General features: G+C 66.7%; 19 protein-coding genes. 5 read left to right on the top strand and 14 right to left on the bottom strand.

Annotation, left to right across the window (positions count from 1 at the left end; translation table 11 throughout):
• Positions 1-113 precede the first annotated feature (113 nt).
• The 4 genes from urtB (at position 114) to urtE (ending at position 5,210) form a co-directional block, all read left to right on the top strand.
• Positions 114-1,700 (top strand): urea ABC transporter permease subunit UrtB, encoded by a 1,587-nt coding sequence (gene urtB / locus AC07PT_RS13925; protein WP_494656985.1) that lies wholly within the window; start codon positions 114-116, stop codon positions 1,698-1,700.
• Positions 1,701-1,728: 28 nt separating this feature from the next.
• The gene (gene urtC, locus AC07PT_RS13920; RefSeq protein ID WP_492349824.1) at positions 1,729-2,856 is read left to right on the top strand and encodes an urea ABC transporter permease subunit UrtC; all 1,128 of its coding nucleotides are present in this window, start codon (positions 1,729-1,731) and stop codon (positions 2,854-2,856) included.
• On the top strand, positions 2,853-3,734 hold the full coding sequence (gene urtD, locus AC07PT_RS13915; RefSeq protein ID WP_494656984.1) for an urea ABC transporter ATP-binding protein UrtD: 882 nt from the start codon (positions 2,853-2,855) through the stop codon (positions 3,732-3,734). Before urtC ends, urtD begins: the two co-directional genes overlap by 4 nt.
• Before the next feature lie 783 nt (positions 3,735-4,517).
• Entirely contained in the window at positions 4,518-5,210 is a 693-nt protein-coding gene (urtE, locus tag AC07PT_RS13910) for an urea ABC transporter ATP-binding subunit UrtE (RefSeq protein ID WP_492347813.1), read from the top strand.
• 26 nt (positions 5,211-5,236) lie between these two features.
• Here the strand turns inward: urtE and AC07PT_RS13905 are convergent, their stop codons facing one another.
• From AC07PT_RS13905 to AC07PT_RS13885, 5 genes are all read right to left on the bottom strand, one after another.
• Positions 5,237-5,974 (bottom strand): haloacid dehalogenase type II, encoded by a 738-nt coding sequence (locus tag AC07PT_RS13905; RefSeq protein ID WP_494656983.1) that lies wholly within the window; start codon positions 5,972-5,974, stop codon positions 5,237-5,239.
• A gap of 53 nt (positions 5,975-6,027) precedes the next feature.
• A complete protein-coding gene (locus tag AC07PT_RS13900; protein WP_494656982.1) occupies positions 6,028-6,894 on the bottom strand; it encodes an urease accessory protein UreD in 867 nt (288 codons plus the stop codon).
• Between the two features lie 116 nt (positions 6,895-7,010).
• Positions 7,011-7,445, bottom strand: a complete 435-nt coding sequence (locus AC07PT_RS13895; protein ID WP_494656981.1) for a VOC family protein — start codon at positions 7,443-7,445, stop codon at positions 7,011-7,013.
• Entirely contained in the window at positions 7,442-8,434 is a 993-nt protein-coding gene (locus tag AC07PT_RS13890; RefSeq protein ID WP_494656979.1) for an isopenicillin N synthase family dioxygenase, read from the bottom strand. The genes AC07PT_RS13895 and AC07PT_RS13890 overlap by 4 nt, the downstream gene beginning before the upstream one ends.
• Before the next feature lie 34 nt (positions 8,435-8,468).
• Entirely contained in the window at positions 8,469-9,506 is a 1,038-nt protein-coding gene (locus tag AC07PT_RS13885; protein WP_494656978.1) for an ABC transporter substrate-binding protein, read from the bottom strand.
• A 595-nt stretch (positions 9,507-10,101) separates the two neighbouring features.
• On the opposite strand from AC07PT_RS13885, the gene AC07PT_RS13880 reads away from it, so the two are divergent.
• Complete coding sequence (locus tag AC07PT_RS13880) at positions 10,102-11,130, top strand: isopenicillin N synthase family dioxygenase (protein WP_492347819.1); 1,029 nt, start codon at positions 10,102-10,104, stop codon at positions 11,128-11,130.
• Positions 11,131-11,157: 27 nt separating this feature from the next.
• Here the strand turns inward: AC07PT_RS13880 and AC07PT_RS13875 are convergent, their stop codons facing one another.
• From AC07PT_RS13875 to AC07PT_RS13835, 9 genes are all read right to left on the bottom strand, one after another.
• Entirely contained in the window at positions 11,158-11,643 is a 486-nt protein-coding gene (locus tag AC07PT_RS13875; RefSeq protein ID WP_494657040.1) for a nucleoside deaminase, read from the bottom strand.
• Between the two features lie 24 nt (positions 11,644-11,667).
• Positions 11,668-12,441, bottom strand: coding sequence for an ABC transporter permease (locus tag AC07PT_RS13870; protein ID WP_492347820.1), 774 nt, complete (start codon positions 12,439-12,441; stop codon positions 11,668-11,670).
• A gap of 12 nt (positions 12,442-12,453) precedes the next feature.
• Entirely contained in the window at positions 12,454-13,332 is an 879-nt protein-coding gene (locus AC07PT_RS13865) for an ABC transporter ATP-binding protein (protein ID WP_492347821.1), read from the bottom strand.
• 94 nt (positions 13,333-13,426) lie between these two features.
• Positions 13,427-14,455: an ABC transporter substrate-binding protein gene (locus AC07PT_RS13860; protein ID WP_492347822.1), complete on the bottom strand. Its 1,029-nt coding sequence runs from the start codon at positions 14,453-14,455 to the stop codon at positions 13,427-13,429.
• A 133-nt stretch (positions 14,456-14,588) separates the two neighbouring features.
• Entirely contained in the window at positions 14,589-16,901 is a 2,313-nt protein-coding gene (locus tag AC07PT_RS13855; RefSeq protein WP_492347823.1) for an NADP-dependent malic enzyme, read from the bottom strand.
• An 84-nt stretch (positions 16,902-16,985) separates the two neighbouring features.
• Positions 16,986-18,473: a nucleobase:cation symporter-2 family protein gene (locus AC07PT_RS13850; RefSeq protein WP_492347824.1), complete on the bottom strand. Its 1,488-nt coding sequence runs from the start codon at positions 18,471-18,473 to the stop codon at positions 16,986-16,988.
• A 218-nt stretch (positions 18,474-18,691) separates the two neighbouring features.
• Positions 18,692-19,381: a GntR family transcriptional regulator gene (locus AC07PT_RS13845; RefSeq protein WP_492347825.1), complete on the bottom strand. Its 690-nt coding sequence runs from the start codon at positions 19,379-19,381 to the stop codon at positions 18,692-18,694.
• A 21-nt stretch (positions 19,382-19,402) separates the two neighbouring features.
• Positions 19,403-21,262 (bottom strand): methyl-accepting chemotaxis protein, encoded by a 1,860-nt coding sequence (locus tag AC07PT_RS13840; RefSeq protein WP_492347826.1) that lies wholly within the window; start codon positions 21,260-21,262, stop codon positions 19,403-19,405.
• Positions 21,263-21,383: 121 nt separating this feature from the next.
• A complete protein-coding gene (locus AC07PT_RS13835; protein ID WP_492347827.1) occupies positions 21,384-22,664 on the bottom strand; it encodes a C4-dicarboxylate transporter DctA in 1,281 nt (426 codons plus the stop codon).
• Positions 22,665-22,743 lie beyond the last annotated feature (79 nt).

The following is a 22,743-nucleotide window of genomic DNA, read 5'->3' as shown; positions in this document are numbered from 1 at the left end:
CTCAGCGCGTGTTCAAGGTCTTAGACCGACCTGCAACCCGCCTTGCAGGTCCCCGGGGCGCCGCGCCGGCCATGCGGCCGGGTGCGGCGCCCGAACCTGATTGCCGAGGCGCCATGCTGACCCGATTTCTCCTCTTACTTGCTGCCGTGCTGACCAGCCTGCAGGCCCATGCCCTGGAGCCCGCACTGGCCCAGGCGCTGGCCGCTGGCGACACCGACGCCCGCATCGAAGCCCTGGCCAAGGCCACGGCCAACCCCGACGAAAAAACCGTGGCCCTGATCCAGGCCCTGGCCGACGACGCCGTCAAGATCAAGGCGGGCGACAAGTCCGTGCAGGTCTGGCTGGTCCGCGATGGCAAGGCCATCGACCCCGCCACCGGCGCTGAAAGCGCCGTGCCCGACGATGCCGAAGACGTCATCAACAACAACCGCATGCGCGCTGAGCTCGATGCCGCGCTGGCCGGCCTCAAGCTGCTCTCGCCCGACGAGAAACTGCGCCGCGAGGCCCTCAAGACCCTGGAGGCGGAAACCGACGAAGCCCGCCTGCCCCTGATTGAAAAAGCACTGGCCGCCGAAAGCGTGGCCAGCCTGAAAGAGCAGCTGACCCTGGTGCGCGCCCGCATCCTGCTGGGCAGCGCCGACCGGGCCAGGCGCCTGGAGGCGGCCCGCCTGCTGGGCGACAGCCACAACGCCAGCACCAAGACCGTGCTGGTGGAGCGTCTGAAAGACGAGGCCGACCCCGAGGTCAAGGGCGTGATCCAGGTTTCGCTGCAGAAGATCGAGGCCTCGCTGGTCTGGAGTGACCGCCTGGGCGCGCTGTTTTCGGGCATCAGCCTGGGCTCCATCCTGCTGCTGGTGGCCCTGGGGCTGGCCATCACCTACGGGCTGATGGGCGTCATCAACATGGCGCATGGCGAGCTGATGATGATTGGTGCCTACGCCACCTATGTGGTGCAGGGCCTGTTCCAGAAGTACCTGCCTGGCGCCTTCGATTGGTACCTGCTGGCTGCGGTGCCGGTCTCTTTTGCTGCCTCGGCCCTGATGGGCGCCGCGCTGGAGCGCAGCGTGCTGCGTTTCCTGTACGGTCGCCCGCTCGAAACCCTGCTGGCCACCTGGGGCATCAGCCTGATGCTGATGCAGTTGGTGCGTTCGGTCTTCGGTGCCCAGAACGTGGGCGTGGAAAACCCCAGCTGGATGAGTGGTGGCGTGGTGCTCATGGGCAATCTGCAACTGCCCTGGAACCGCATCATCATCATCGCCTTTGCCGCCGCCGTGCTGCTGGCCATGGCCTTCCTGATCGGCAAGACCCGCCTGGGCCTGTTTGTGCGCGGCGTCACGCAGAACCGCCCGATCGCCTCATGCATGGGCGTCAACACGGCCCGCATCGACACCTATGCCTTCGCACTGGGCTCGGGCATTGCCGGTCTGGCCGGCTGTGCGCTCAGCCAGGTGGGCAATGTGGGGCCTGACCTGGGCCAGGGCTACATCGTGGACTCGTTCATGGTGGTGGTGCTGGGCGGGGTGGGCCAATTGGCCGGCACCGTTTACGCCGCGCTGGGCCTGGGCATCCTGAACAAATTCCTCGAAGGCATCGCCGGGGCCGTGCTGGCCAAGATCGCGGTGCTGGTGTTCATCATCGTCTTCATCCAGAAGCGCCCGCAAGGCATCTTCGCGATGAAGGGCCGCTCCGCCGAAGCCTGAACCAGGAGCGAACTCCATGACCATGAGCATGACCCCCTCTTCACGCACCTCCTCATCCTTCACCCTGCCGGCGCCAGCGCCTTTGCTGACCGGCGCCGGTTGGGGCGCCTTCCTGCTGGCCCTGATCGTGGTCTGCGCCGTGGCGCCCGCTCTGAATCTGCTGGTGCCGGTCGACAGTGCCCTGCACCTCAGCGACTACGCCGTGGCGCTGGTCGGCAAGATCATGTGCTACGCCATCGTGGCCCTGGCCATGGACCTGATCTGGGGCTACACCGGCATCCTGAGCCTGGGTCACGGCCTGTTCTTTGCACTGGGCGGCTATGTGATGGGCATGTACCTGATGCGCCAGATCGGCCGCGACGGCAACTACAAGAGCGACCTGCCCGACTTCATGGTGTTCCTTGACTGGAAGGCCCTGCCCTGGCATTGGGCGCTGTCCGACAGCTTTGTGGCCACCCTGCTGCTGATCGTGCTGGTGCCCGGCCTGGTGGCGTTGGTGTTCGGCTTCTTCGCCTTCCGCTCGCGCATCAAGGGGGTGTACTTCTCGATCATCACCCAGGCCCTGACCTTTGCGGCCATGCTGCTGTTCTTCCGCAACGAAACCGGCTTTGGCGGCAACAACGGCTTCACCGATTTCAAGCGCATCCTCGGCCTGCCGATCGCCACCCCCAGCATGCGCATGACGCTGTTCGTGCTGACCGGGCTCACGCTGCTGGGCTTCTTCCTGATGGCGCGCTGGCTGATTCGCAGCAAGTTCGGCCGTGTGCTGCAGGCCATCCGCGACGCCGAGAGCCGGGTCATGTTCTCGGGCTACAACCCGCTGCCCTACAAGCTGACCATCTGGACGCTGTCGGCCGTGATGTGCGGTGTGGCCGGGGCCCTGTATGTGCCCCAGGTGGGCATCATCAACCCCAGCGAGATGAGCACCGCCGCCTCGATCGAGATGGCCGTGTGGGCTGCGGTGGGAGGGCGTGCCACCCTGATCGGGCCGGTGATCGGGGCCTTCATCGTCAATGGTGCCAAAAGCTGGCTGACCGTGACGGCGCCCGAGTTCTGGCTGTATTTCCTGGGGGCGCTGTTCATTGCGGTGACCCTGTACCTGCCGCATGGGGTGGTGGGCCTGGTGAAGAAGATTCGTGAAGGGGGCGCCAAATGACGCCAGATCTGTTGGAACAGGGCGCTCGCCGCGTCGAAGCCCGCATGGCCGCCCTGGAAAGCGGCAAGAACAACACCGAATCGGGGGGCCGCACGGCCGGCTTTGGCCGCGTCATGGTGCCCGGTGAGGTGGACGTGAGCCACGGCCGCATCCTGTACCTGGAGGATGTGAGTGTGAGCTTTGATGGCTTCAAGGCCATCAACAAGCTGTCGCTGGACATCGCTCCCGGCGAGTTGCGCTGCATCATCGGGCCCAATGGCGCCGGCAAGACCACGATGATGGACATCATCACCGGCAAGACCCGGCCCGATGAGGGCAAGGTGTTTTTCGGCAGCACCATCGACCTGCTGCGCTACCGCGAAGCCGAGATCGCCCAGTTGGGCATCGGGCGCAAGTTCCAGAAGCCCACGGTGTTCGAGCACCTGACGGTGTTCGAGAACCTGGAGCTGGCGCTCAAGACCCACAAGGGCGTGCGGGCCTCGATGTTCTTCAAGCTCGACTCGGCCCAGAAAGACCGCCTGGCCGAAGTGCTTCACACCATCCACCTGGCCGATTCGGTGAGCCGGCTCTCGGGCAACCTGAGCCACGGCCAGAAGCAATGGCTTGAGATTGGCATGTTGCTGATGCAAGACCCCAAGCTGCTGCTGCTCGACGAACCCGTGGCCGGCATGACCGACGAAGAGACCGCCCGCACGGCCGAGCTGTTCCTGACCTTGAAGGGCAAGCATTCGCTGATGGTGGTGGAGCACGACATGAGCTTCATCCGGACCATCTCTGACATCGTCACGGTGCTGTGCGATGGGTCGGTGTTGGCGCAGGGCACGCTGGATCAGGTGCAGGCGGATGAGCGGGTGATTGAGGTTTATCTTGGAAGGTGAGGGTTTGTTGATGTTTGGCATCTGCCCTTCGGTGCGCTTTCTTCCTTCTGCTCTTTGTTTGAGGGCGGAGGCCGGGGGTTCGTCCCGGCGGCCGAGGCACTTTTCTTTGCTTCGCCAAAGCAAAGTACCCCAAAGAAAGGCGACCCGAAGTCAGGGCCACTTCGTGGTTCCCTGCGCTGCTCGCGCCAGGGGGGTCCCCGCTAAACTCGCTGCGCTCAAACAGACGCGGGGCCTGATCCCCCTGTCGCTGCGCTGCTCGGCCCTGCCCCACGGGGCAAGCGGGTACGGGTGCGGGCGAGCTTGCGAGCGCACTGATGAAGTCGGCAGTGCCGGTGCATCCAGCGGCGCTGGTATATCTGCGTTGGTTGTTCTGGGCAGAGCGCTGGCGCCCATCCGCGCTGCGAAGCAGCCGCGCCCTCCGAGTGAAACAAACAGGCGCCGCTGCGCAGCAGCAGCCGTTGGTTCCCGCTCCCACCCTCCCGTCGGGCACGGCGAGCAGCGCAGACTTGGGCGGAAAAAGGGCTCGCGTCTGTTTGAGCGCAGCGAGTTTAGCGAGACCCCGCCCAAGTTGAGCAGCGCAGCGCACCCTGCGCAGCAGGGCGTGCACGTCGGGTCGCCTTTCTTTGCTTACTTTCTTTGGCGAGACAAAGAAAGTGAGGCGCCCGCCGGGGCGCAATCCCGGCCTCCGACCCAAAACAAGGCATGCGCCCAAAAGAGAGCAGCGACGCAGCAGACGCCGCAGACCGCTCGACCCCTTAACCCGGTAACACCGGAGATCCCACCATGCTGACCGTCAAGAACATCAACCAGTACTACGGCGGCTCCCACATCCTGCGTGACGTGAGCCTGCAAACCACCCTCGGCAAAGTCACCGTGCTGCTGGGCCGCAACGGCGTCGGCAAGACCACCCTGCTGAAAAGCCTGATGGGCCTGGTGCCCATCAAGACCGGCAGCATCGAGTTCGACGGCCGGGCCATCGAAAAGGCCACGCCTTACGAGCGGGCCCGGGCCGGCATCGGCTTTGTGCCCCAGGGGCGCGAGATCTTTGCCCGCCTCACGGTCGAAGAGAACCTGCGCATGGGGCTGGCCTACAAGCCGGGCAGCACCCCGGTGCCAGCCGAGCTGTATGAGCTGTTTCCGGTGCTCAAGCAGATGCTGCACCGGCGTGGCGGTGACCTGTCGGGCGGGCAGCAGCAGCAGCTCGCCATCGCCCGGGCCCTGGCCGCCGGGCCGCGCCTGCTGATCCTGGATGAGCCCACCGAAGGCATCCAGCCCAGCATCATCAAGGACATCGGCCGCGTCATCCGCATGCTGGCCGACCGGGGCGACATGGCCATCCTGCTGTGCGAGCAGTATTACGATTTTGCCGAGGAGCTGGCCGACGACTACCTGGTCATGGAGCGCGGTGAGGTGATCGCCCGGGGCCCGGGAAGCGAGATGGCTGACAAGGGCATCCGGCAGCTGGTGGCGATCTGATCAGGTCGGGCCCTGTGGCAGGGCCTTCAGCAACCGAGCTGCTCGGCCAGGTGCAGCAGGCTGGTGCCGTGCAGCTCATTGCCGGGCTGGGGTGAGCTGTCCTTGGGGTGAGCCGCGCCATGCTCCAGCGGGCGCTCGATGTAGGCCGTGCGCAGGCCGCACTGGCGCGCCGCGGCCAGGTCGTCGTGGTGGGTGGCCACCAGCATCACCTGATGGGGCGCCACATCGAACACCTGGGCCACGCCCAGGTAGGTGGCCGGGTCGGGTTTGTAGGCCCGGAACACCTCGGCACTCAGAATGCAGTCCCAGGGCAGGCCGGCGCGTTTGGCCATGTTGGTCAGCAGGCCCAGATTGCCGTTGGACAAGGTGCACAGGGTGTAGCGCTGCTTCAGTCGGTGCAGGCCGGCCACGCTGTCGGGCCAGGGGTTCAGGCGGTGCCAGGCGCGGTTCAGGTGCTGGCGCGCCGCCTCGTCGAGGTGGTCCAGGCCGAAGCGGGGCAGCAGCTCGTACAGGATCATCCGGTGCAGCTCGTCGATGCGCGTCCAGCCCAGTTCGCCGCTCATGACCCGTGCCATGGCGGGTTTGTAGCCGGCACGCCAGGCGTTGGCGAAGGCGTCGCCATCGATGCCGGGGGCCAGGGCTTCGACTTCGGCGCGGATGCTGCCGTGCCAGTCAACCACGGTGCCGAAGATGTCAAAGGCCAGCACCTGAAGCCCGGCGGTGACGGGGTTGGCTGGGCGCTCAGTGGCAGGGTTGGGGGTCATGCGGGGCCTCCGGGTTGGTTGCACACTTTAAGCCCGTCGCGGCTCGGCCACCCCTACATGGCCCAGATGCGCGGCGGGGTGCTGCCCAGTTGCCACAGCTGGCTGCGCCAACTCGCCCAGACGGCGCGCAGCAACTGCATCACCGGTTCGACCTGCGGGCCCAGCACGCGCACCACCACCACCTGCTCGTTGGGGCAGGTGGCGCCGCTCCAGTCGGCCAGGGTGTGGCCGCTGCTGGCTTCGCGGGCCAGGGCCAGGGCCTGTTCGCTGCGTTGGCGGCCCAGGGCGCTGCCGGCCACCAGGAACAGCGAGCCTACGCAGCGCTGGCCGGCCAGGCCCAGCGGGCTTTGCAGCAGCCGGGTGTCGCTGGCCGCGATGCGGCCGCGTTCCAGCCACACGCCGGGCAGCTCGATGTGCTGCGCAAAGCTGCCCTGCGCGAAGGGTTGGTCGGCATGGGGCAGGCCCAGGGCGGTGATGTCCCAGCCCATCAGCTCGGCCCCGGGGGCCAGGTGCATGCGCAGTTCGTTGCGGGCTTCGCAGGCGTTGTAGGCCAGGGCTTCCAGCGGCAACCACTCCAGGCGCGCGCCCTCGGCCAGGTGCAGGCTGCTGCGCTGCAGGGCAGGCTCACCCAGGGATCGGTAGAAACGGGTGGCACCCGGTGTCGTCACCAGACCGTGCGCGCCAGGTTCGACCTGAACGCGGATGTCCAGCGTGTCGCCCCCCACCAGGCCGCCGGGCGGGTGCACCAGCACGTTGTGGCAGATCGGGCCTTCGGGGTAGAGGCTTTTGAGGATGCGCAGCGGCCCATCATGCTGGTGGTGGGCCACGGTGCGGCGGGCAGGGGCTTCGGCGTCGGCCCCGGATCCGGCGGGGCTGGCTTGCAGGCGGTATTGGAGATCGAGTCGGGCGTGCCAGGACATGCGTTGGAGTGTAGGGGAGCCGAAGAGGCCTCAGAGGGTCAGGGACCACATGGCGCACGATTGCGCAGGATTGCGGCGGTTTCCTCAGGGCCACTGGTGAAGGGTGCCAGGGGGCTTCAATCCGACAGCGGAAACGCCGGTCTGGCCACCCCGGGTGGCAGGCCTATGGCGCTGAGCCTGAACACGTTGTGCTGCGGGTCGGCCAGCACCGCCTGCCATTGCCCGTAGTACGTGGCGTAGGGGGGCTTGATCAGACGCCCGCCCAGGTTGGTCACGCACTCGGCGCCGTGGCTGACCGCCTCGGCGGTGTCGAGCATGAAGGTGCAGTAGGCGCTCACTGGCGGCACGCTGCCCGGGGCCGGGGCCCGCTCGGGCAGGCCCAGCAGTTCGTAGGCCGGGTGGGCGTTGAAGCCCAGTTGGAAGTCGGCCGTCTCCAGCGCCCGGTAGATGGGCGAGCGGCTGGCCACGGACTCGGGCAGGCCCAGCAGGGCCTGGTAGAAATCCAGCAGGGCCTGCGGGTCGGGGGTGAACAGGTTGAACCAGAGTTTCATGGGTTGGCCGGGGTGGTGTCCGCGGTGGGCAAGGCCGCGGGCGCGTAGGTCTTGAGGTACATCTGGCGCAGGTGCTCGCCCGCCGTGCAGGGGCTGTAGCGCGGCGTTTCGCCCGGGGCCACGGTGCCCGGCACGGGCTCGATCGGGGCCAGGTAGTCGGGCTCGTAGAAGAAGGGGATCGAGTAGCGCGCCTGGCCGCCCGAGTGGCGGTTGCGCACGCGGTGCGGGTTGGAGTGGTAGAGGCCGTTGGTCCAGCGCGGAATCATGTCGCCCAGGTTGACCACCAGGGTGCCGGGCAGGGGCGTGGCGTCGATCCACTGGCCCGACGGGGTGCACACCTCCAGGCCGCCATGGCTGTCCTGGGCCAGCAGGGTCAGCGCGCCCCAGTCGGTGTGGGCGCCGGCCCCGAAGGTGCGCTCGTCAGCACTGTCGGGGTGGGGCGGATAGCGCACCATGCGCAGGGTCACCATGGGGCTGCCGTTGCTGGGGTCGAAGTAGGTTTCGGCCAGACCCAGTGACAGCGCCATCAGTTGCATCAGCCGCCTGGCCAGGGCCAGCATGGCCTGCTGGTAGGCCTCGCAGCGGGCCGGGGCCTCGGGCAGCTGCGGCGGCCACTGGTTGTGGCCATAGGTCTGGTAGCCCGCGCGCACATAGGGGTGGTCGTCGGGGTAGGCCAGACCGCAGTAGAAGCTTTCCTTGAGGTCGGGGTGGGCCTGGGCGTCCAGGGTCTGGGCGCCCAGGGCCTCGTAGCCCCGAGAGGACGGCGAGTGGCGGATCGACAGGGCGTCGCGCACGCCGGCCGGCAGGGTCAGCAGTTGTTCGGCCAAGGCGAATTGCTGCGCGATCAAGGCTTCGGGCACGCCGTGGTGGCGCACGTAGAAGAAGCCTGAGTCGCGGGCGGCGGCGCCGAACTGGCGTGCCACTTCAGCGCTGCGTGCCGCGCCCGGCAGCAGGGCGTCGGTCAGGTCCAGGATGGGCAGTTGCGGCATGGGGTGGACTCGGTTGGCAGGTGAGCAGGCGGGTTCAGGCCTTCAGCTTGCGATCGGCCGCGGTGGGCAGGAAGCGGTCGGTCCAGAACTCGGCCAGCGTGGGCGAGCCCTTGAGGCCGAAGGCGGTCACGGTCTCGTCTATGGTGGCCTGCAGCCGGGCCGGGGTGGCGGCCCCCCAGCCATTGGCGCGGGTGTCGGCGGTCTTCATGGTGCCGTCCACGATCAACTTGAGGCGTTCGTATTCCAGTTCTTCGTTGGCCAGGGGCTCGCGGGTCTTGATGGCGGCGGCTCCGGCGCGCGGGTCGGCCATCACTTCGATCCAGCCTCGGGTCGTGGCCTTCACGAAGGCTTTCATGGCGTCGGGGCGCTCCTGCAGGCTTTTGGGGTTGGCCACCAGGCCGTTGCCATAAGACTTCATGCCCAGGTCGGAAAACCGGAACACCGTGAGTTGCTCAGGGCCCATGCCGCGCGCCTTGAGGTTGAGCAGGCCGGTGAAGAAGAAGTAGGCCGCGCCGTCGAAGTCGCCCTTCACAAAGCGGGTGTCGCCGATGTCGGGCGAAACGTTTTCCCACTTCACGCCCGACGGGTCGAAGCCCTGGGCCTTGGCAAAGGCCGGGAACAGCTTGCGCGAGGCGTTGAAAGGCTGGCCCAGCAAGGTTTTGCCGGCGAGGTCGGCCGGCTTCTTGATGGGGCCGTCCTTGCGCACGATGATCGAGTTGGGGTTCAGGTCGTACTGGATGGCCACGGCCAGCAACTGCGCCGTGGGGTTGGCCAGGTTGAATTCGATCATCGTCGACAGGTCGGCCGACGCCACGTCGTAGGCGCCGCTGCCCACCAGGCTGATGGCTGCGGCCGAACCGTTGCCGGTGTCGATGCTCACGTCCAACCCGGCGTCCTTGTAGTAGCCGCGTTGCTGGGCCAGCAGAAAGCCGGCACCCGAGGCTTCGATCTTCCAGCCCAGGTTGAACTTGAATTTCTGCAGCGAGCCCTGGGCGCGCACCCAGGGGGTGGCGAGAGCGGTGGTGGCGAGTGTGGCGGCGGCGCTGGCGCGCAGCAGGGAACGGCGTTGCATGGAAAAAGCACTCCTCGGTTGGCGTGTGGGGCACGTTGGGCTGGAGGCGCGGGCCGGCGCTGTCTCGGGATGCCACCCGTGCGGCCAGCCCCTGAAGACAACGCTGCTCCGGGAAGAACCCGGTGGCCTGCGCCTGACTTCAAGAGCAATTTCCGAGCGGCTGGGCCGCTGAACGCTTCTACTCTTGCCGGACACCGGCTGCAGTTTTCATGCCACCCCCAGAGGGTTGCCACAGTGCGGTACTGGCTGGGGGCGGTGCGGCTGAGCTGGACCTGGCAGCACCGGGCTGAGGCGTTTTGCGCCACGATGGTGCGTTTGATGCGAGCCAGGCCTGGCCTGAAACCTGCTTGAACCTTGGCAAGAGTAGAAGCGTTCAGCTGCCCGAGCCGGTCCATGTGCCAGGCCTGGGGCAGACCGGGAATTGCTCTTGAGGCCCGGCGGGGCCAGCCTGACAGCAGGCCGGTGCCCGCATGTGCCTCAGGGGCCAGCCCGGCCGGTTGGATCGAACTGGATTGACGCCAGGCGATTGATCAGGGGCAGTCTCTGGGGTACGGGCTGTGTTGCCACCCCCTGATCCCGCTTGAAGGAGCCCTGAATGAGCACTGCCACCCTCTTGTCCCCCGCCGCCCCCTTGCCACCCACCGCCTCGGCCCAGTCTGAACTGGCCAAGGAATCGCGCATGGGCGCCATGGGGTCTGAAACCGGCCAGCGTGAGATCCGCCGCATCTCGCTGGCCGACTATGAAACCCGCAAGGCCCAGATTGCCGACGAGCTGTGGTCGGCTGCCGTGGATGTGGGCTTCTTCCAGATCATCGACCACGGCATCGACCTGGCGGCGGTGCGCGAGGCCTTTGCCACCTCGGAGCGCTTCTTTGCCCTGCCCGATGCGGTCAAGGCCCAGTGGCCGCACCAGAAGGCCAACAACGTGGGCTGGGAAACCAAGGCCCAGGTGAGGCCCAGCACAGGGACCCCGGACCAGAAGGAGTCCTACCAGATCACGCGCCCCCACATGGCAGGCCTGTGGCCCACCGAGTCGGAGTTGCCGGGTTTCCAGTCCACCATGCTGGCTTTCGAGGCCGACTGCTGGGCCTTGGGCATGAAGGTGCTGTCGTGCTTTGCGGACAAGCTGGGCTTTGCCAGCGATTTCTTCACCGGCGCACACGACCCTGCCAGCCCCGAGTACCAGAGCACGCTGCGACTGCTGCACTACTACGCCATCCCGCCTGAAGCCCAGGCCCATCTGGACCTGTGGCGTGCCGGCGCGCACACCGATTTCGATTGCCTGACGCTGCTGTTCCAGCGCCCGGGCCAGGGCGGGCTGCAGGTGTGCCCGGGCAAAGAGATGGATTCCCAGGCCTGGACTTCGGTGGAGCCCGATGAGGCGGCCATCACTTGCAACATCGGCGACATGCTGATGCGCTGGAGCGATGATCTGCTGCCCTCCAACTTCCATCGTGTGAAGAACCCACAACCCGGCGAATCCATGGGCCCCCGCTACAGCGTGGCCTTTTTCTGCCAGGCCAACCGTGACGCGGTGATCGAAGGCCCCCACAAGAAGTACCCGGCCATCACCGCGGGCGACTACCTGCGCCAGCGTGTGGCGGCGAACTTCAAGCCGTATTGAATCGGGCCGGGCTGGGGCCGGGCGCGATCAGCGCGTGGCCCAGAAGCCCTGGTGCGGAGCCAGCAGCTCCTCGCGCAGGGTGGCGAACGGTCCCAGCACCTGCACGGCACGTTGACCGCACGAGAACACCTCGCGGCAGGGCAGGTCCAAGGTCGGGTTCTCCGGGTGATCGCCGGTCAGGCTCAGCAGGTCGGTCTCTGAGGCCCCATAGACCACACGCCCGATGCCGGCCCAATAGATCGTCCCGGCGCACATGGCGCAGGGTTCGAAGGTGGTGACCAGGCTGCACTGTGCCAGCTCTTCAGCCGACCAGCGCGACGCGGCTTCCCGGGCCAGTGTGGATTCCGCATGGTTGACCGTGTCGATGTTGCCTTGTTCAGCCAGCACCGTCACACCATCCGGGGCCAGCAGCACGGCCCCGAAAGGGTGGCGGCCCAGGGTCATGGCCTGCAGGGCCACCCGGTTGGCATGGTGCAGGGCTTGCAGGCATTGCTCATGGCTCAGGGGTGACATGGGTGACATGGGCATCCCCCTGGCTTACTCGCCGTGCGAGCCCCGGTGGGCCCAGCCGGTGGTGCGCTTCTCGATCAGGCTGAACAGCTCGTACATGGCCATGGCCATGGCGCCGACCACCAGCAGGCCGGCAAAGGCCAGGCCCATCTGCATGGCCGAGCCAGCGCTGATCAGCAGGTAGCCGATGCCTTCATTGGCCGCGGTCATCTCGGACACGGTGGTGCCCACAAAGGCCAGGGTGATGGCCACCTTGAGCGAGCCATAGAAGTAGGGCATGGAGCGCGGCAGCCCGACCTTCATCAGCACATCCCAGCGGCGCGCACCCAGCACGCGCAGCACGTCCTCCAGCTCGGGCTCCAGCGTGGCCAGGCCGGTGGCGATGTTGACCATGATGGGGAAGAAGCTGATCAGGAAGGCGGTCAGGATGGCCGGCCCCACGCCGATGCCGAACCACACCACCAGGATGGGCACGAAGGCCGCCTTGGGCAGGGCATTGAAGGCGGTCATCAGCGGGTAGACCGCGGCATAGGCCAGGCGTGAGCTGCCGATCACAAAGCCCAGCAGCACGCCCACCACGATGGCCAGGCCGAAGCCCGCCATCGTCACCCAGAAAGTGCGCCAGGCGTGGCCCGCGATGATCCACTTGAACTCCATGAACTGGCTGCCGATGCGCGCCGGGCTGGGAAAGATGAACTCGGACACATTGAAGGCCGAGCACAGCACCTGCCAGGTCACCAGCACCGCCACCAGCAGCAGCCAGGGCGACCAGCGTTCGATCATTTTCTTGTTGTTGGCCATGAATTGCCTGCCTTACTGGTGGATGGCCGCGCCGGTCTTGCGCAGGGCGCCGATGTGCCCGCGCAGCTCGTGCACGATGTCGGTGAATTCTTTGGTGTAGGTCAGCTCCAGCTCGCGCGGACGCGGCAGCTCGATCTCGCGCTTGACCACGAAACGGCCCGGGCTCTTGCTCATCACGTACACGGTGTCGGCCAGAAAGACCGATTCGCGCAGGTCGTGGGTGACCAGGATCACGTTGAATTTCTGCTCGGTCCAGAGATCGCGCAGGATGCACCACAACTCTTCGCGGGTGAAGGCGTCCAGGGCCCCGAAGGGCTCGTCGAGCAACAGCATCTTGGGCTCATGGATCAGGGCGCGGCAGATGCTGGCGCGCTGTTGCATGCCGCCCGAGAGCTGCCAGGGAAACTTGTCCTCGTAGCCGGCCAGGCCCACCTTCTGCAGCAGGGCGCGGGCGCGGGCCTCGTACTCCTTGCGCTTTCGCTTGAAGCTGGAGCGGTAGGGCTCGACGATCTCCAGCGGCAGCAGCACGTTGTCGACCGTGGTGCGCCAGGGCAGCAGTGAAGGTGCCTGGAAGGCCATGCCCGAAATCTTCAGCGGCCCGGTCACGGCTTGACCGTCGATCAGGATGCGGCCCATCGAGGGCATCTTGAGCCCGGTGGTGAGCTTCATGAAGGTTGATTTGCCACAGCCCGAGGGCCCGACGATGGCGATGAACTCGCCCTGACGGACCTGCAGGTCGATGCCTTCAACGGCGAAATGGTTCTGGGCCAGCAACTCGTCGTTGTAGGCCAGCCAGACATCCCGGAAATCGACGAAGTAGGGGGCTTCGCTGGCGCCGCTCAGGGCGGCTTGGGCCGCAGCGGAATCGGGGGGGGCGAGGGGGGCGGACATGCGAAACTCTCCGGACGCGGGTTGGCAGCAGTGCACAAGCTCGAAAGGCGCGGCATGGCCGCCCGTCACCGCGGGTCGGCCGGGCGCCTTCCTTTTACTTGCGCGGCAGGATGTTGAGCTCGGCGGCCGACGGCAAGTAGGCGCCGGTCCAGGCGGTGTCGGGGTTGGCCCGGGTCTTGGTGGCATAGGCATCGGAGACCTGTGAGGCCATCAGCGACAGGCGAGCCGCGTTGACCTGGCCAAAGCCCTCGGCGCGGGCATCGGGGCTGTTGATCACGGTGTCGATGGCCAGCTTCAGGCGGCGGGCTTCCAGCTCGGTGTTGATGATGCCGTCGCGTTGCTTCACGTACTCGATCGCGGCCTCAGGCTTGGCAATGACCTCCTTGGCGCCTTTGGTGAAAGCCAGCAGGAAGGCCTTCACGGCGGCGGGGTTCTCCTTGAGCAACTTGGGCGAGGCGATGATGGCGTTGCCGTACAGCTTCACCCCAAGTTCCGAGTAAGGCATCACCACCACGTCGCTGGCCTTGGCGCCGCGCGCCTCCAGGTTGAGCAGCGAAGTGAAGGTGAACCCGGTGATGGCGTCGATGTCGCCACGCACCAGCATGGTCTCGCGCAGTGGGGGGTCCATCGCGGTCCATTGCACCGCGCCCACCTGGTTGGCCTTGGCAAAGATCGGGAAGGCCCGGCGGCCGGCGTCGAACACCGGTGCACCCAGCTTCTTGCCATTCAGGTCCGCCGGTTTGGTGATACCGCTCTTCTTGAGCGCCATGACCGAGGCCGGCGTGTTGTTGTAGACCATCATGATGGCCACCGGCTTGTTGGGGGCGTCGGGGTTGTTGGCCTGGAATTCCATCAGGGCGGCCAGATCGGCAAAGCCCATGTCGTAGCTGCCCGAGGCCACGCGTTGCACAGCGCCGCCCGAGCCATTGCCGGCATCCACCGTCACGTCGAGCTTGGCGTCCTTGAAGTAGCCCTTGGCGGCCGGCAGCAGGAACAGAGCGGCCGGGCCTTCAAAGCGCCAGTCGAGCTGGAACTTGATCGGGGTGTTCTGGGCTTGGGCGCTGCCCAGCGCCAAGGCCAGGCTCAGGGCCAGACCCGCTTGGAAGAAGGCACGTTTTTTCATCAACACAGGCTCCGTTGGTTGGAAGGCATCAAAGCAAAAACGATGCCCAACCCTTGGGCTCTTCTGGCGGCGCATGAAAAAACCCCCGGAACGGCGGGCGCCGTGCCGGGGGCTGTGGCCAGGTTCAGCGCGCTCAGGCCGGGCGTGTCACGCCAGCGTTGGCGGCGGCCAGGGCCGTCATGTTGACCACACGCCGCATGGTGGACGAGGGGGTCATGATGTGGGCCGAGGCGGCCGCACCCAGCAAGATGGGGCCAATGGTCACACCGTGTCCGCCCGTGGTCTTGAGCACGTTGAACAGGATGTTGGCCGCGTCCAGGTTGGGGCAGATCAGCACGTTGGCCTCGCCGCTCAGGCTGCTGTCCATCAGCGAGTGGTTGCGCACATCTTCGGACAGGGCCGCGTCGCCATGCATCTCGCCATCGCACTCCACATCAGGGGCCAGGCGCGCGAAGATCTCGCGCGCTTCGCGCATCTTCAAGGCCGAGGCCCGCTTGGACGAGCCGAAGTTCGAATGCGACAGGAAGGCCACCTTGGGCGGCAGACCGAAGCGCTTCACTTCTTCCACCGCCGCCAGGGCGATCTCGGCCAGTTGCTGGGCGTCGGGGTTCTCGTTGATGTAGGTGTCAGCGATGAACAGGGTGTGCTTGTCGAGCATCAGCGCGTTGAGCGCGGCAAAGCCCGAGGCACCTTCGCGCAGGCCCAGGATGTCGCGCACGTGCTCCAGGTGGCTGTCGTAGCGGCCCACCAGGCCGCACAACATGGCGTCGGCGTCGCCAAGCTTGACCATCAGCGCTGCGATCAGGGTGTTGGAGCGGCGCACCGCGGCCTTGGCGGCCTCGGGCGTGACGCCCTGGCGGCCCATCAGGCGGTGGTAGGTTTCCCAGTACTGGCGGAAGCGCGGGTCGTCTTCGGGGTCGCAGATCTCCACATCCTTGCCAGGGTGCAGGCGCAGGCCGGCCTTGGCGATGCGCGCGGCAATCACGGCCGGGCGGCCGATCAGGATGGGGCGGGCCAGCCCGTCATCAACTGCCAGCTGGGCGGCGCGCAGCACGCGTTCGTCTTCGCCTTCGGCATAGGCCACACGCTTGTTGGCGGCCTTGGCTGCGGCAAACACCGGGCGCATGAACATGCCGGTGGCATACACGAAGCGCGACAGGCTTTCGCGGTAGGCCTCGATGTCTTCGATGGGGCGGGTGGCCACACCGGACTCCTGGGCGGCCTTGGCCACGGCCGGTGCGATGCGCAGGATCAGGCGGGCATCGAAGGGGGTGGGAATCAGGTAGTCGGGGCCGAAGCTCAGTTCCTGGCCCGCGTAGGCGGCCGCCACCTCGTCGCTCATCTCGGCCTTGGCCAGGTCGGCGATCTCGCGCACGCAGGCGCGCTTCATCTCGGCCGTGATCTTGGTGGCCCCGCAGTCCAGGGCGCCCCGGAAGATGTACGGGAAGCACAGCACGTTGTTGACCTGGTTGGGGTAGTCCGAGCGGCCGGTGGCAATGATGCAATCGGGGCGCACGGCCTTGGCCAGTTCGGGGCGGATCTCGGGTTCGGGGTTGGCCAGGGCCAGGATGATGGGCTGACGCGCCATGGTCTTGACCATCTCGGCGCTCAGCACGCCAGGGGCCGAGCAGCCGAGGAACACATCGGCGCCGTTGACCACGTCGGCCAGGGTGCGGGCCGAGGTGGTCTGGCAGTAGCGGCGCTTGGACTCATCGAGGCGGCCACTCTTGGCATCGTCGCGCTCGCTCTGGATCAGGCCCTTGGAGTCGCACACATAGACGTTCTCGCGCTTGACGCCCAGGCCGACCATCACGTCCAGGCAGGCGATGGCGGCGGCGCCGGCGCCCGACACGGCCACCTTGACACTGCCGATGTCCTTGCCCACCAGCTCCAGGCCGTTGAGCAGGGCGGCCGACGAAATGATGGCGGTGCCGTGCTGGTCGTCGTGGAAGACGGGGATGTTGAGGCGGTCGGAGAGCTGCTTCTCGATGTAGAAGCACTCGGGGGCCTTGATGTCTTCGAGGTTGATGCCGCCCAGGGTGGGCTCCAGGGCCGCGATGATCTCGACGAGCTTGTCGGGGTCGCGCTCGGCCAGTTCGATGTCGAACACGTCGACACCGGCGAACTTCTTGAACAGGCAGCCCTTGCCTTCCATCACGGGTTTGCCGGCCAGCGGGCCGATGTCGCCCAGGCCGAGCACGGCCGTGCCGTTGGTGATCACGCCCACCAGGTTGCCACGCGAGGTGTACTCAAAGGCCAGCGAGGGATCGGCCTGGATGTCCAGGCAGGGGTAGGCGACGCCGGGCGAGTAGGCCAGCGACAGGTCGCGCTGGTTGGACAGGGGCTTGGTCGCCGTGACCGAGATCTTGCCCCGCACCGGCTTGCGGTGGTATTCAAGGGCGGCTTCGCGCAAGGCTTGCTCGGCGGCAGACAGGGAAGAAGACATGAATTGGGTTCCTACGGATGCGTACGCGGGCCAAGAGCTTACCCCATCCTGACGGCATGCTGACGGTCAGGCGGGGCGGGAGGCTCAATGGCTGTCGGCTTGGCGAGCAGCGGCTCGGATCGCTTCTTCATCGTGGCGTGCCCCGTTGAAGAAAAGGTTCAACACCACGGCGCTGAGGGTGGCCAGCAGAATGCCGGATTCGATCAGCGGGTGGATGGCATGCGGCATCCACTGGCGGAAATTGGGGGCCAGCAGCGGGATCATGCCCACGCCGATGGAGATGGCGACGATCAGTGCATTGTGGCGGTTGTCCTTGAAGTCGACCCCGCCCAGGATGCGGATGCCGGTGGTGGCCACCATGCCGAACATCACCAGACCGGCCCCCCCCAGCACCACGGTGGGCAGGGACTCGACCAGGGCCGCCATCTTGGGCAGCAGGCCCAGCACGATCAGGATGACGCCGCCGGCCACGCACACAAAGCGGCTGCGCACGCCGGTCACCGCCACCAGACCCACGTTTTGCGAAAAGCTGGTGTAGGGGAAGGTGTTGAACAGGCCCCCGATCAGGGTGCCCAGGCCGTCGGTGCGCAGGCCTGCCGTCAGGGCCTGGTTGTCGATCTTGCGCTCGGTCATCTCGCCCAGGGCCAGGAACATGCCGGTCGACTCGATCATCACCACCAGCATGACCACGCTCATGGTCAGGATCAGCAGCGGGTCGAACACAGGGGTGGCGATCTCGAAAGGCAGGACGATGTCGAACCAGTGGGCCTTGCCAACCTTTTCGAAGGTCATCAGACCCAGGGCGACCGAGACCACGCCGCCGATCACGATGCCCAGCAACACCGAGATGTTGGCGGCAAAGCCGCGCGAAAAGCGGTTGATGGCCAGGATGGAGCTCAGCACCAGGGCGGCCACCCCCACGCCCAACAGGTCGGCGTACTTGGGGTTGGGCACCGTGGGCAGGATGGTCAGGCCCTTGGGGATGGCGGGCAGGGCCGAGCCTGGGGCCGCGGCCAGTTTGCCGGCCTCGGCCAGCCAGCGCAGGTGTTCGGGGTCCGGGACGCTGGGGGCTGTGGGCCCGACGGGGTTGCCGAAGATCCAGTTGATGCCCACCCGCATCAGGCTGACACCGATCACCAGAATCAGCGTACCGGTGACCACGGGCGGGAAGAAGCGCAGCAGGCGGCTGACCACCGGCGCGATCAGGATGGAGATGACGCCCGCGCCGATGATGGCACCGAAGATCAGCTGGGCGCCGGCCACACCGGGGTTGCTGTTGGCGATGGCCACCATCGGGCCGACCGAGGCGAAGGTCACGCCCATCATCACCGGCAGCCGGATGCCGAACCATCGCGTGGCCCCCAGGGCCTGGATCAGGGTGACCAGGCCGCAGCAGAACAGGTCGGCCGAGATCAGCATGGCCACCTGCTCGGGGTCGAGCTTGAGGGCCCGGCCGATGATCAGGGGCACGGCAATGGCACCTGCATACATGACCAGCACGTGCTGCAGGCCCAGGGCGGCCAATCGGTTGATGGGAAGGCGTTCGTCGACGGGATGGACCGCTGGATTCATGCTGATTTCCTTGAGGACTGGAGAAGGCGGAACGTGGGAGAACTGAGGCCGCCGCGCGAGGGATCTGCACACTTGGTGCACATGGGTGTATGTGAAAAGTGTATACAGACCGACCCGTGCGGAGCTCAGTGAAAACCCGAGCGCCTGCAGCCAGCAAGAAGCAGGCCAGTACCTATGGGCCGCCCTCGATCAGATGATGGGCGGCCTGTCTAAGGGGATCAGCCCGACGTGCGTTGCACCGGGCTCAGCGAATCGCGCAATCTGTCGTGGGTGCGCGGTGTGTCTGGGCGCAAGGCTTCTTCCACATGGCCGATGTGGGCCAACAGGCGGTCACGGGCCAGGGGCAGATCACCGGCTTCAAGCGCTTCGACAATGGCTTCATGCTCCTGGCACGACTGGCTGGCTTCATGGCGTGATTGGTACAGCGAGGCGGCCAGCGTGGTGCGGGCGGTCAGGTCGCGCAGCACATCGGTGAGGCTGCGGTGCCCCATGCTTTCAGCCAGGCAGACGTGGAAGTCCGCCAGCAGAAAGGCACGGGCGGCTGCGTCGGCGCCCTCGATGGCACTTTGCTCGTCGGCGATGTGTTGGCGCAGGCGCCGGGTCACGGCCTGCAGGGGCCGGCCCTCGTCGCCCGCGCTGGCCAGGATGCCGGCCTCCACGATGCGCCGGGCCGAGAACGCATCGCGGGCGTCCTCTACCGAGGGCTCCACCACATACCAGCCGCGTCGCGATCGCACCTCGACAAAGCCGCGCGCCTGCAACTGCATCAGCGCCTCGCGCACCAGGGTGCGGCTGACGCCGAAAAGATCGGCCAGATCCTGTTCACCCAGGCGTTCGCCGGGGGCCAGTTTCTGGGCCAGGATGGACTCCACCACCTGTTGTGCGATTTCGGTCTGGGAACTGCTCATGGGGGTCTTGGGGCTCCGGGGTCAGTGCAGGCGGGCTTGGCCCGCCGGGTTGGGCCGTGCAAGGGCCGTGCCTTGGGGGGCTGCGTCGCCCAGCTTGAAGGCGCCAACGGCCTGGGCCAGGTGGTGGGCCTGGTCGTTGAGCACCGATGCCGCTGCGGCCGATTCTTCGACCAAGGCTGCATTTTGCTGGGTGGAGCGGTCCATTTCGGCCACGGCCTGGCTGATCTGGCCAATGCCATTGCTTTGCTCGTGCATGGCGCCGTTGATTTCCCCAATCAATTGGCTGACTCGGCGGATGCTGCCCATGATGGCGTCCATGGTCTGGCCCACGGCCTGCACACGCTGGGTGCCGACGCTGACGCGCTCTTCCGAGGTGCTGATCAAGCCCTTGATCTCCTTGGCTGCGGTGGCACTGCGTTGGGCCAGGCTGCGCACCTCGGCCGCCACCACCGCAAAACCACGGCCGTTTTCGCCCGCGCGTGCGGCTTCGACGGCCGCGTTGAGGGCCAGGATGTTGGTCTGGAAGGCAATGCCGTCGATCACGCCGATGATGTCGCTGATGCGTGCGGAGGACTGGTTGATCTCGTCCATGGTGCTCACGGCGCCTGCCACCACTTCTCCTCCTTTGGCAGCGGCCTGGCTGGCCTCGCCGGCCAGCTGGGTGGCGCGCACCGTGGCTTCCGCCGATTGCTGAACACTGGCCGTCAGTTGCACCAGGGCGGCCGAGGTCTGTTCCAGGCTGCTGGCGGCGCCTTCGGTGCGACTGGACAGGTCATGGTTGCCGTTGCGGATCTCGTCGCTGGCCAGGCGAACCGATTCGGCCCCCTGGCGGATGTCGCGCAGCACGATGGCCATCTTGTCAACGAAGGTGTTGAAAGAACCGGCCACCTGGGCCACCTCGTCCTGCCCCGAGATCGGCAGGCGCTGGGTCAGGTCGCCCCCGCCGGAGCTGATGTCGGCCATGGCGTCGCGCACCTGGGCCAGCCGGCGGAAGGCGCGAGCCGTGAAGACCGAGCTCAGCGCGGCAGCCAGCAGCGCCAGCACCACGGTGGCCAGCAGCACGCCGCGCGACACCTCGCCCAGGGCCTGGGTGGCGTCGGCCTTGTCCAGTGCCACGATCAGGTACCAGTCGGTGCCCTGGATGGCGCGGGCCTGCAGCAGCTTGGGGACACCGCCGAGCTCAAGCTCCTGCGGGGTGGTGGCGCTGAGCAACTGGTTCAGCGAGTCGCCAGCCAGCGCTGGAGACAGCGTGGAGGCCGGCTTGAGGGTCAGCTTGGCGTCGGCGTGGGCCAGCAACTGTCCGCTGCGGGTGACCAGGATCGCCAGGCTGTTGGGGGTCGGGTGCACGCCGTTCACGACCTGGCGAACGCCGTCCAGAGGCACGGCCCCGCTGACCACGCCGGCCAGGCTGCCATCGCGCAGCATGGGGGCGGCAAAGGACACGAAGGCCACCCCGGTCGAGGCGTCGGCATAGGGCGGCGTGACCACCAGCTTGCCGGCCTCGGCGGCGGCCTTGTACCAGGGGCGAACGGTGGGGTCGTAGTTGGCGGGGGTGGTGGAGCTGCTGGAGACGTAGCTCTTGTCGGTCCAGCCCACGGTGGTCACCGGAAAGCCACCTGCCTTGTTCATGTGCAGCACGATGCCCTGGGGGTCGCCATGCTGCACGGCATGGGCCGCGGCCTGCACCGCGGTGGCCTTGGCGGCCACCCACAGGTCGAGGGCCATGCCATTGCCCTCGCGGGCCGCGCTCAGCTGCTGGGCTGCGGTCTCGGTGATGCTGGCGCGCAGCAGGACGTAGGTGATGGCGCCGGTGAGGCTCAGCGCCACGACGACCGAGAGGGTCGTGATCAGCAGCAGTTTGGTACGCAGTGAACTCAGCATGGGTAGGTCTTGGGTGTTGGGAGGGGGCCGACTTTACTGGAGCTGTGTGACGGTCCGCAGCCCTCCGGATCCGGCCGGGGCACCCGCCCCTCGCCGGTCGAAGGCAGGCGCAGCGGCCGCGTCAGTCGATCAACGCTTTCGGGGTACGGCCATCGAGCACCGCATGGGCCCGCTCGCGATCAATGTCGCCTTCCCAGGCGGCAATGGCCACGGTGGCCACACAGTTGCCGATCAGATTGCCCAGGGCCCGGGCGATGCCCATGAACCAGTCCACCGACAGCACCAGCACCAGGCCGATGGCGGGGATGGCCGGAATGGCCTGCAGGGTGGCGGCCAGCACCACGATGGCCGAGCCTGGCACACCGTGTGCGCCCTTGGAGGTGACCAGCGAGATGGCCAGGATGGCCAGCAGATCGGCGGTGGAGACAGGGGTGTTGGTGGCCTGGGCAATGAAGACGGCGGCCAGCGTGATGTAGATCGAGAAGGCGTCCAGGTTGAAGGAGTAGCCGGTGGGGATCACCAGGCCCACGGTCGAGTCACGGATGCCCATGGCCTTGAGCTTGGCCATGATCTGGGGCAGCACGCTGTCCGACGAGGTGGTGGCGAACACCACCATCAGCTCTTCGCGCAGGTAGCGCAGCAGCTTGAACAGGCTGAAGCCCGACACCCGCATGATCAGGCCCAGCACCACCGTCACAAAGAAAATGGTGGCGCCGAAGAACAAAGCCACCAGCATGCCCAGTTGCTTGAGCGAGCCGATGCCGTACTTGCCCACGGTGAAGGCAATCGCGCCCAGCACGCCCAGCGGGGCCAGGCGGATCAGCAGGCCCATGGTCTTGAACAGGGCGTGCGACAGGTCGTCGATCAGCGAGGTGATGCGTTCCCCCTTGGGGCCCAGCAGGGCCAGGGCACAGCCGAACAGGATGGAGATCAGCAGCACCTGCATCACGTCGCCGCTCACAAAGCCGCTGAGGGCGGTGGTCGGGATCAGTCGCAGGGCAAACTCGGTGAAGCCGCCGCCGGTGAGCTTGCCAGCGTTCTCTTTGTAGGCCGCGAGCGCCGAGCCATCAAGGGTGCTGGGGTCGATGTTCATGCCCGCGCCGGGCTGGAACACCCAGGCCAGCACCAGGCCCAGCACCAGAGCGATGGCCGTGACCACCTCGAAATAGATCAGGGCCTTGATGCCCACCCGGCCCACCCGCTTGAGGTCGCCCGTGCCGGCGATGCCGTGCACCACCACGCCGAAGACGATGAAGGGGATGAGCATTTTGATCAGCTTGATGAAGCCGTCGCCCAGGGGTTTGAGTTTGACGGCCTGTTCAGGCCAGACCAGGCCGACGATGACGCCGACCACCAGGGCCAGGACCACCTGGCCGAACAGGGATTTGTAGATGCGTGACATGGCTGCTCCAAGGTTGGAAAGAGATGTGGTTTGCAAGTCTTGTATGCAAGCAATGTAGGCAAAAGTCGTGCCCATGAAT

This window comes from Curvibacter sp. GW821-FHT09D12, from assembly GCF_059416245.1.
The sequence above is the reverse complement of the archived record's forward strand: the minus strand, read 5'-3'. Positions and strand labels throughout refer to the sequence as shown.

Excerpts from the sequence above, each read along its gene's own strand:
- AC07PT_RS13855 (WP_492347823.1), bottom strand. The coding sequence starts at position 16,901 with ATGTCTTCTTCCCTGTCTGCCGCCGAGCAAGCCTTGCGCGAAGCCGCC.
- AC07PT_RS13885 (WP_494656978.1), bottom strand. The coding sequence starts at position 9,506 with ATGCAACGCCGTTCCCTGCTGCGCGCCAGCGCCGCCGCCACACTCGCC.
- AC07PT_RS13835 (WP_492347827.1), bottom strand. The coding sequence starts at position 22,664 with ATGTCACGCATCTACAAATCCCTGTTCGGCCAGGTGGTCCTGGCCCTG.
- AC07PT_RS13880 (WP_492347819.1), top strand. The coding sequence starts at position 10,102 with ATGAGCACTGCCACCCTCTTGTCCCCCGCCGCCCCCTTGCCACCCACC.
- AC07PT_RS13900 (WP_494656982.1), bottom strand. The coding sequence starts at position 6,894 with ATGTCCTGGCACGCCCGACTCGATCTCCAATACCGCCTGCAAGCCAGC.
- AC07PT_RS13870 (WP_492347820.1), bottom strand. The coding sequence starts at position 12,441 with ATGGCCAACAACAAGAAAATGATCGAACGCTGGTCGCCCTGGCTGCTG.
- AC07PT_RS13845 (WP_492347825.1), bottom strand. The coding sequence starts at position 19,381 with ATGAGCAGTTCCCAGACCGAAATCGCACAACAGGTGGTGGAGTCCATC.
- urtD (WP_494656984.1), top strand. The coding sequence starts at position 2,853 with ATGACGCCAGATCTGTTGGAACAGGGCGCTCGCCGCGTCGAAGCCCGC.
- AC07PT_RS13875 (WP_494657040.1), bottom strand. The coding sequence starts at position 11,643 with ATGTCACCCCTGAGCCATGAGCAATGCCTGCAAGCCCTGCACCATGCC.
- AC07PT_RS13905 (WP_494656983.1), bottom strand. The coding sequence starts at position 5,974 with ATGACCCCCAACCCTGCCACTGAGCGCCCAGCCAACCCCGTCACCGCC.
- AC07PT_RS13850 (WP_492347824.1), bottom strand. The coding sequence starts at position 18,473 with ATGAATCCAGCGGTCCATCCCGTCGACGAACGCCTTCCCATCAACCGA.
- AC07PT_RS13865 (WP_492347821.1), bottom strand. The coding sequence starts at position 13,332 with ATGTCCGCCCCCCTCGCCCCCCCCGATTCCGCTGCGGCCCAAGCCGCC.
- urtC (WP_492349824.1), top strand. The coding sequence starts at position 1,729 with ATGACCCCCTCTTCACGCACCTCCTCATCCTTCACCCTGCCGGCGCCA.
- urtE (WP_492347813.1), top strand. The coding sequence starts at position 4,518 with ATGCTGACCGTCAAGAACATCAACCAGTACTACGGCGGCTCCCACATC.
- AC07PT_RS13895 (WP_494656981.1), bottom strand. The coding sequence starts at position 7,445 with ATGAAACTCTGGTTCAACCTGTTCACCCCCGACCCGCAGGCCCTGCTG.
- AC07PT_RS13840 (WP_492347826.1), bottom strand. The coding sequence starts at position 21,262 with ATGCTGAGTTCACTGCGTACCAAACTGCTGCTGATCACGACCCTCTCG.
- AC07PT_RS13860 (WP_492347822.1), bottom strand. The coding sequence starts at position 14,455 with ATGAAAAAACGTGCCTTCTTCCAAGCGGGTCTGGCCCTGAGCCTGGCC.
- AC07PT_RS13890 (WP_494656979.1), bottom strand. The coding sequence starts at position 8,434 with ATGCCGCAACTGCCCATCCTGGACCTGACCGACGCCCTGCTGCCGGGC.
- urtB (WP_494656985.1), top strand. The coding sequence starts at position 114 with ATGCTGACCCGATTTCTCCTCTTACTTGCTGCCGTGCTGACCAGCCTG.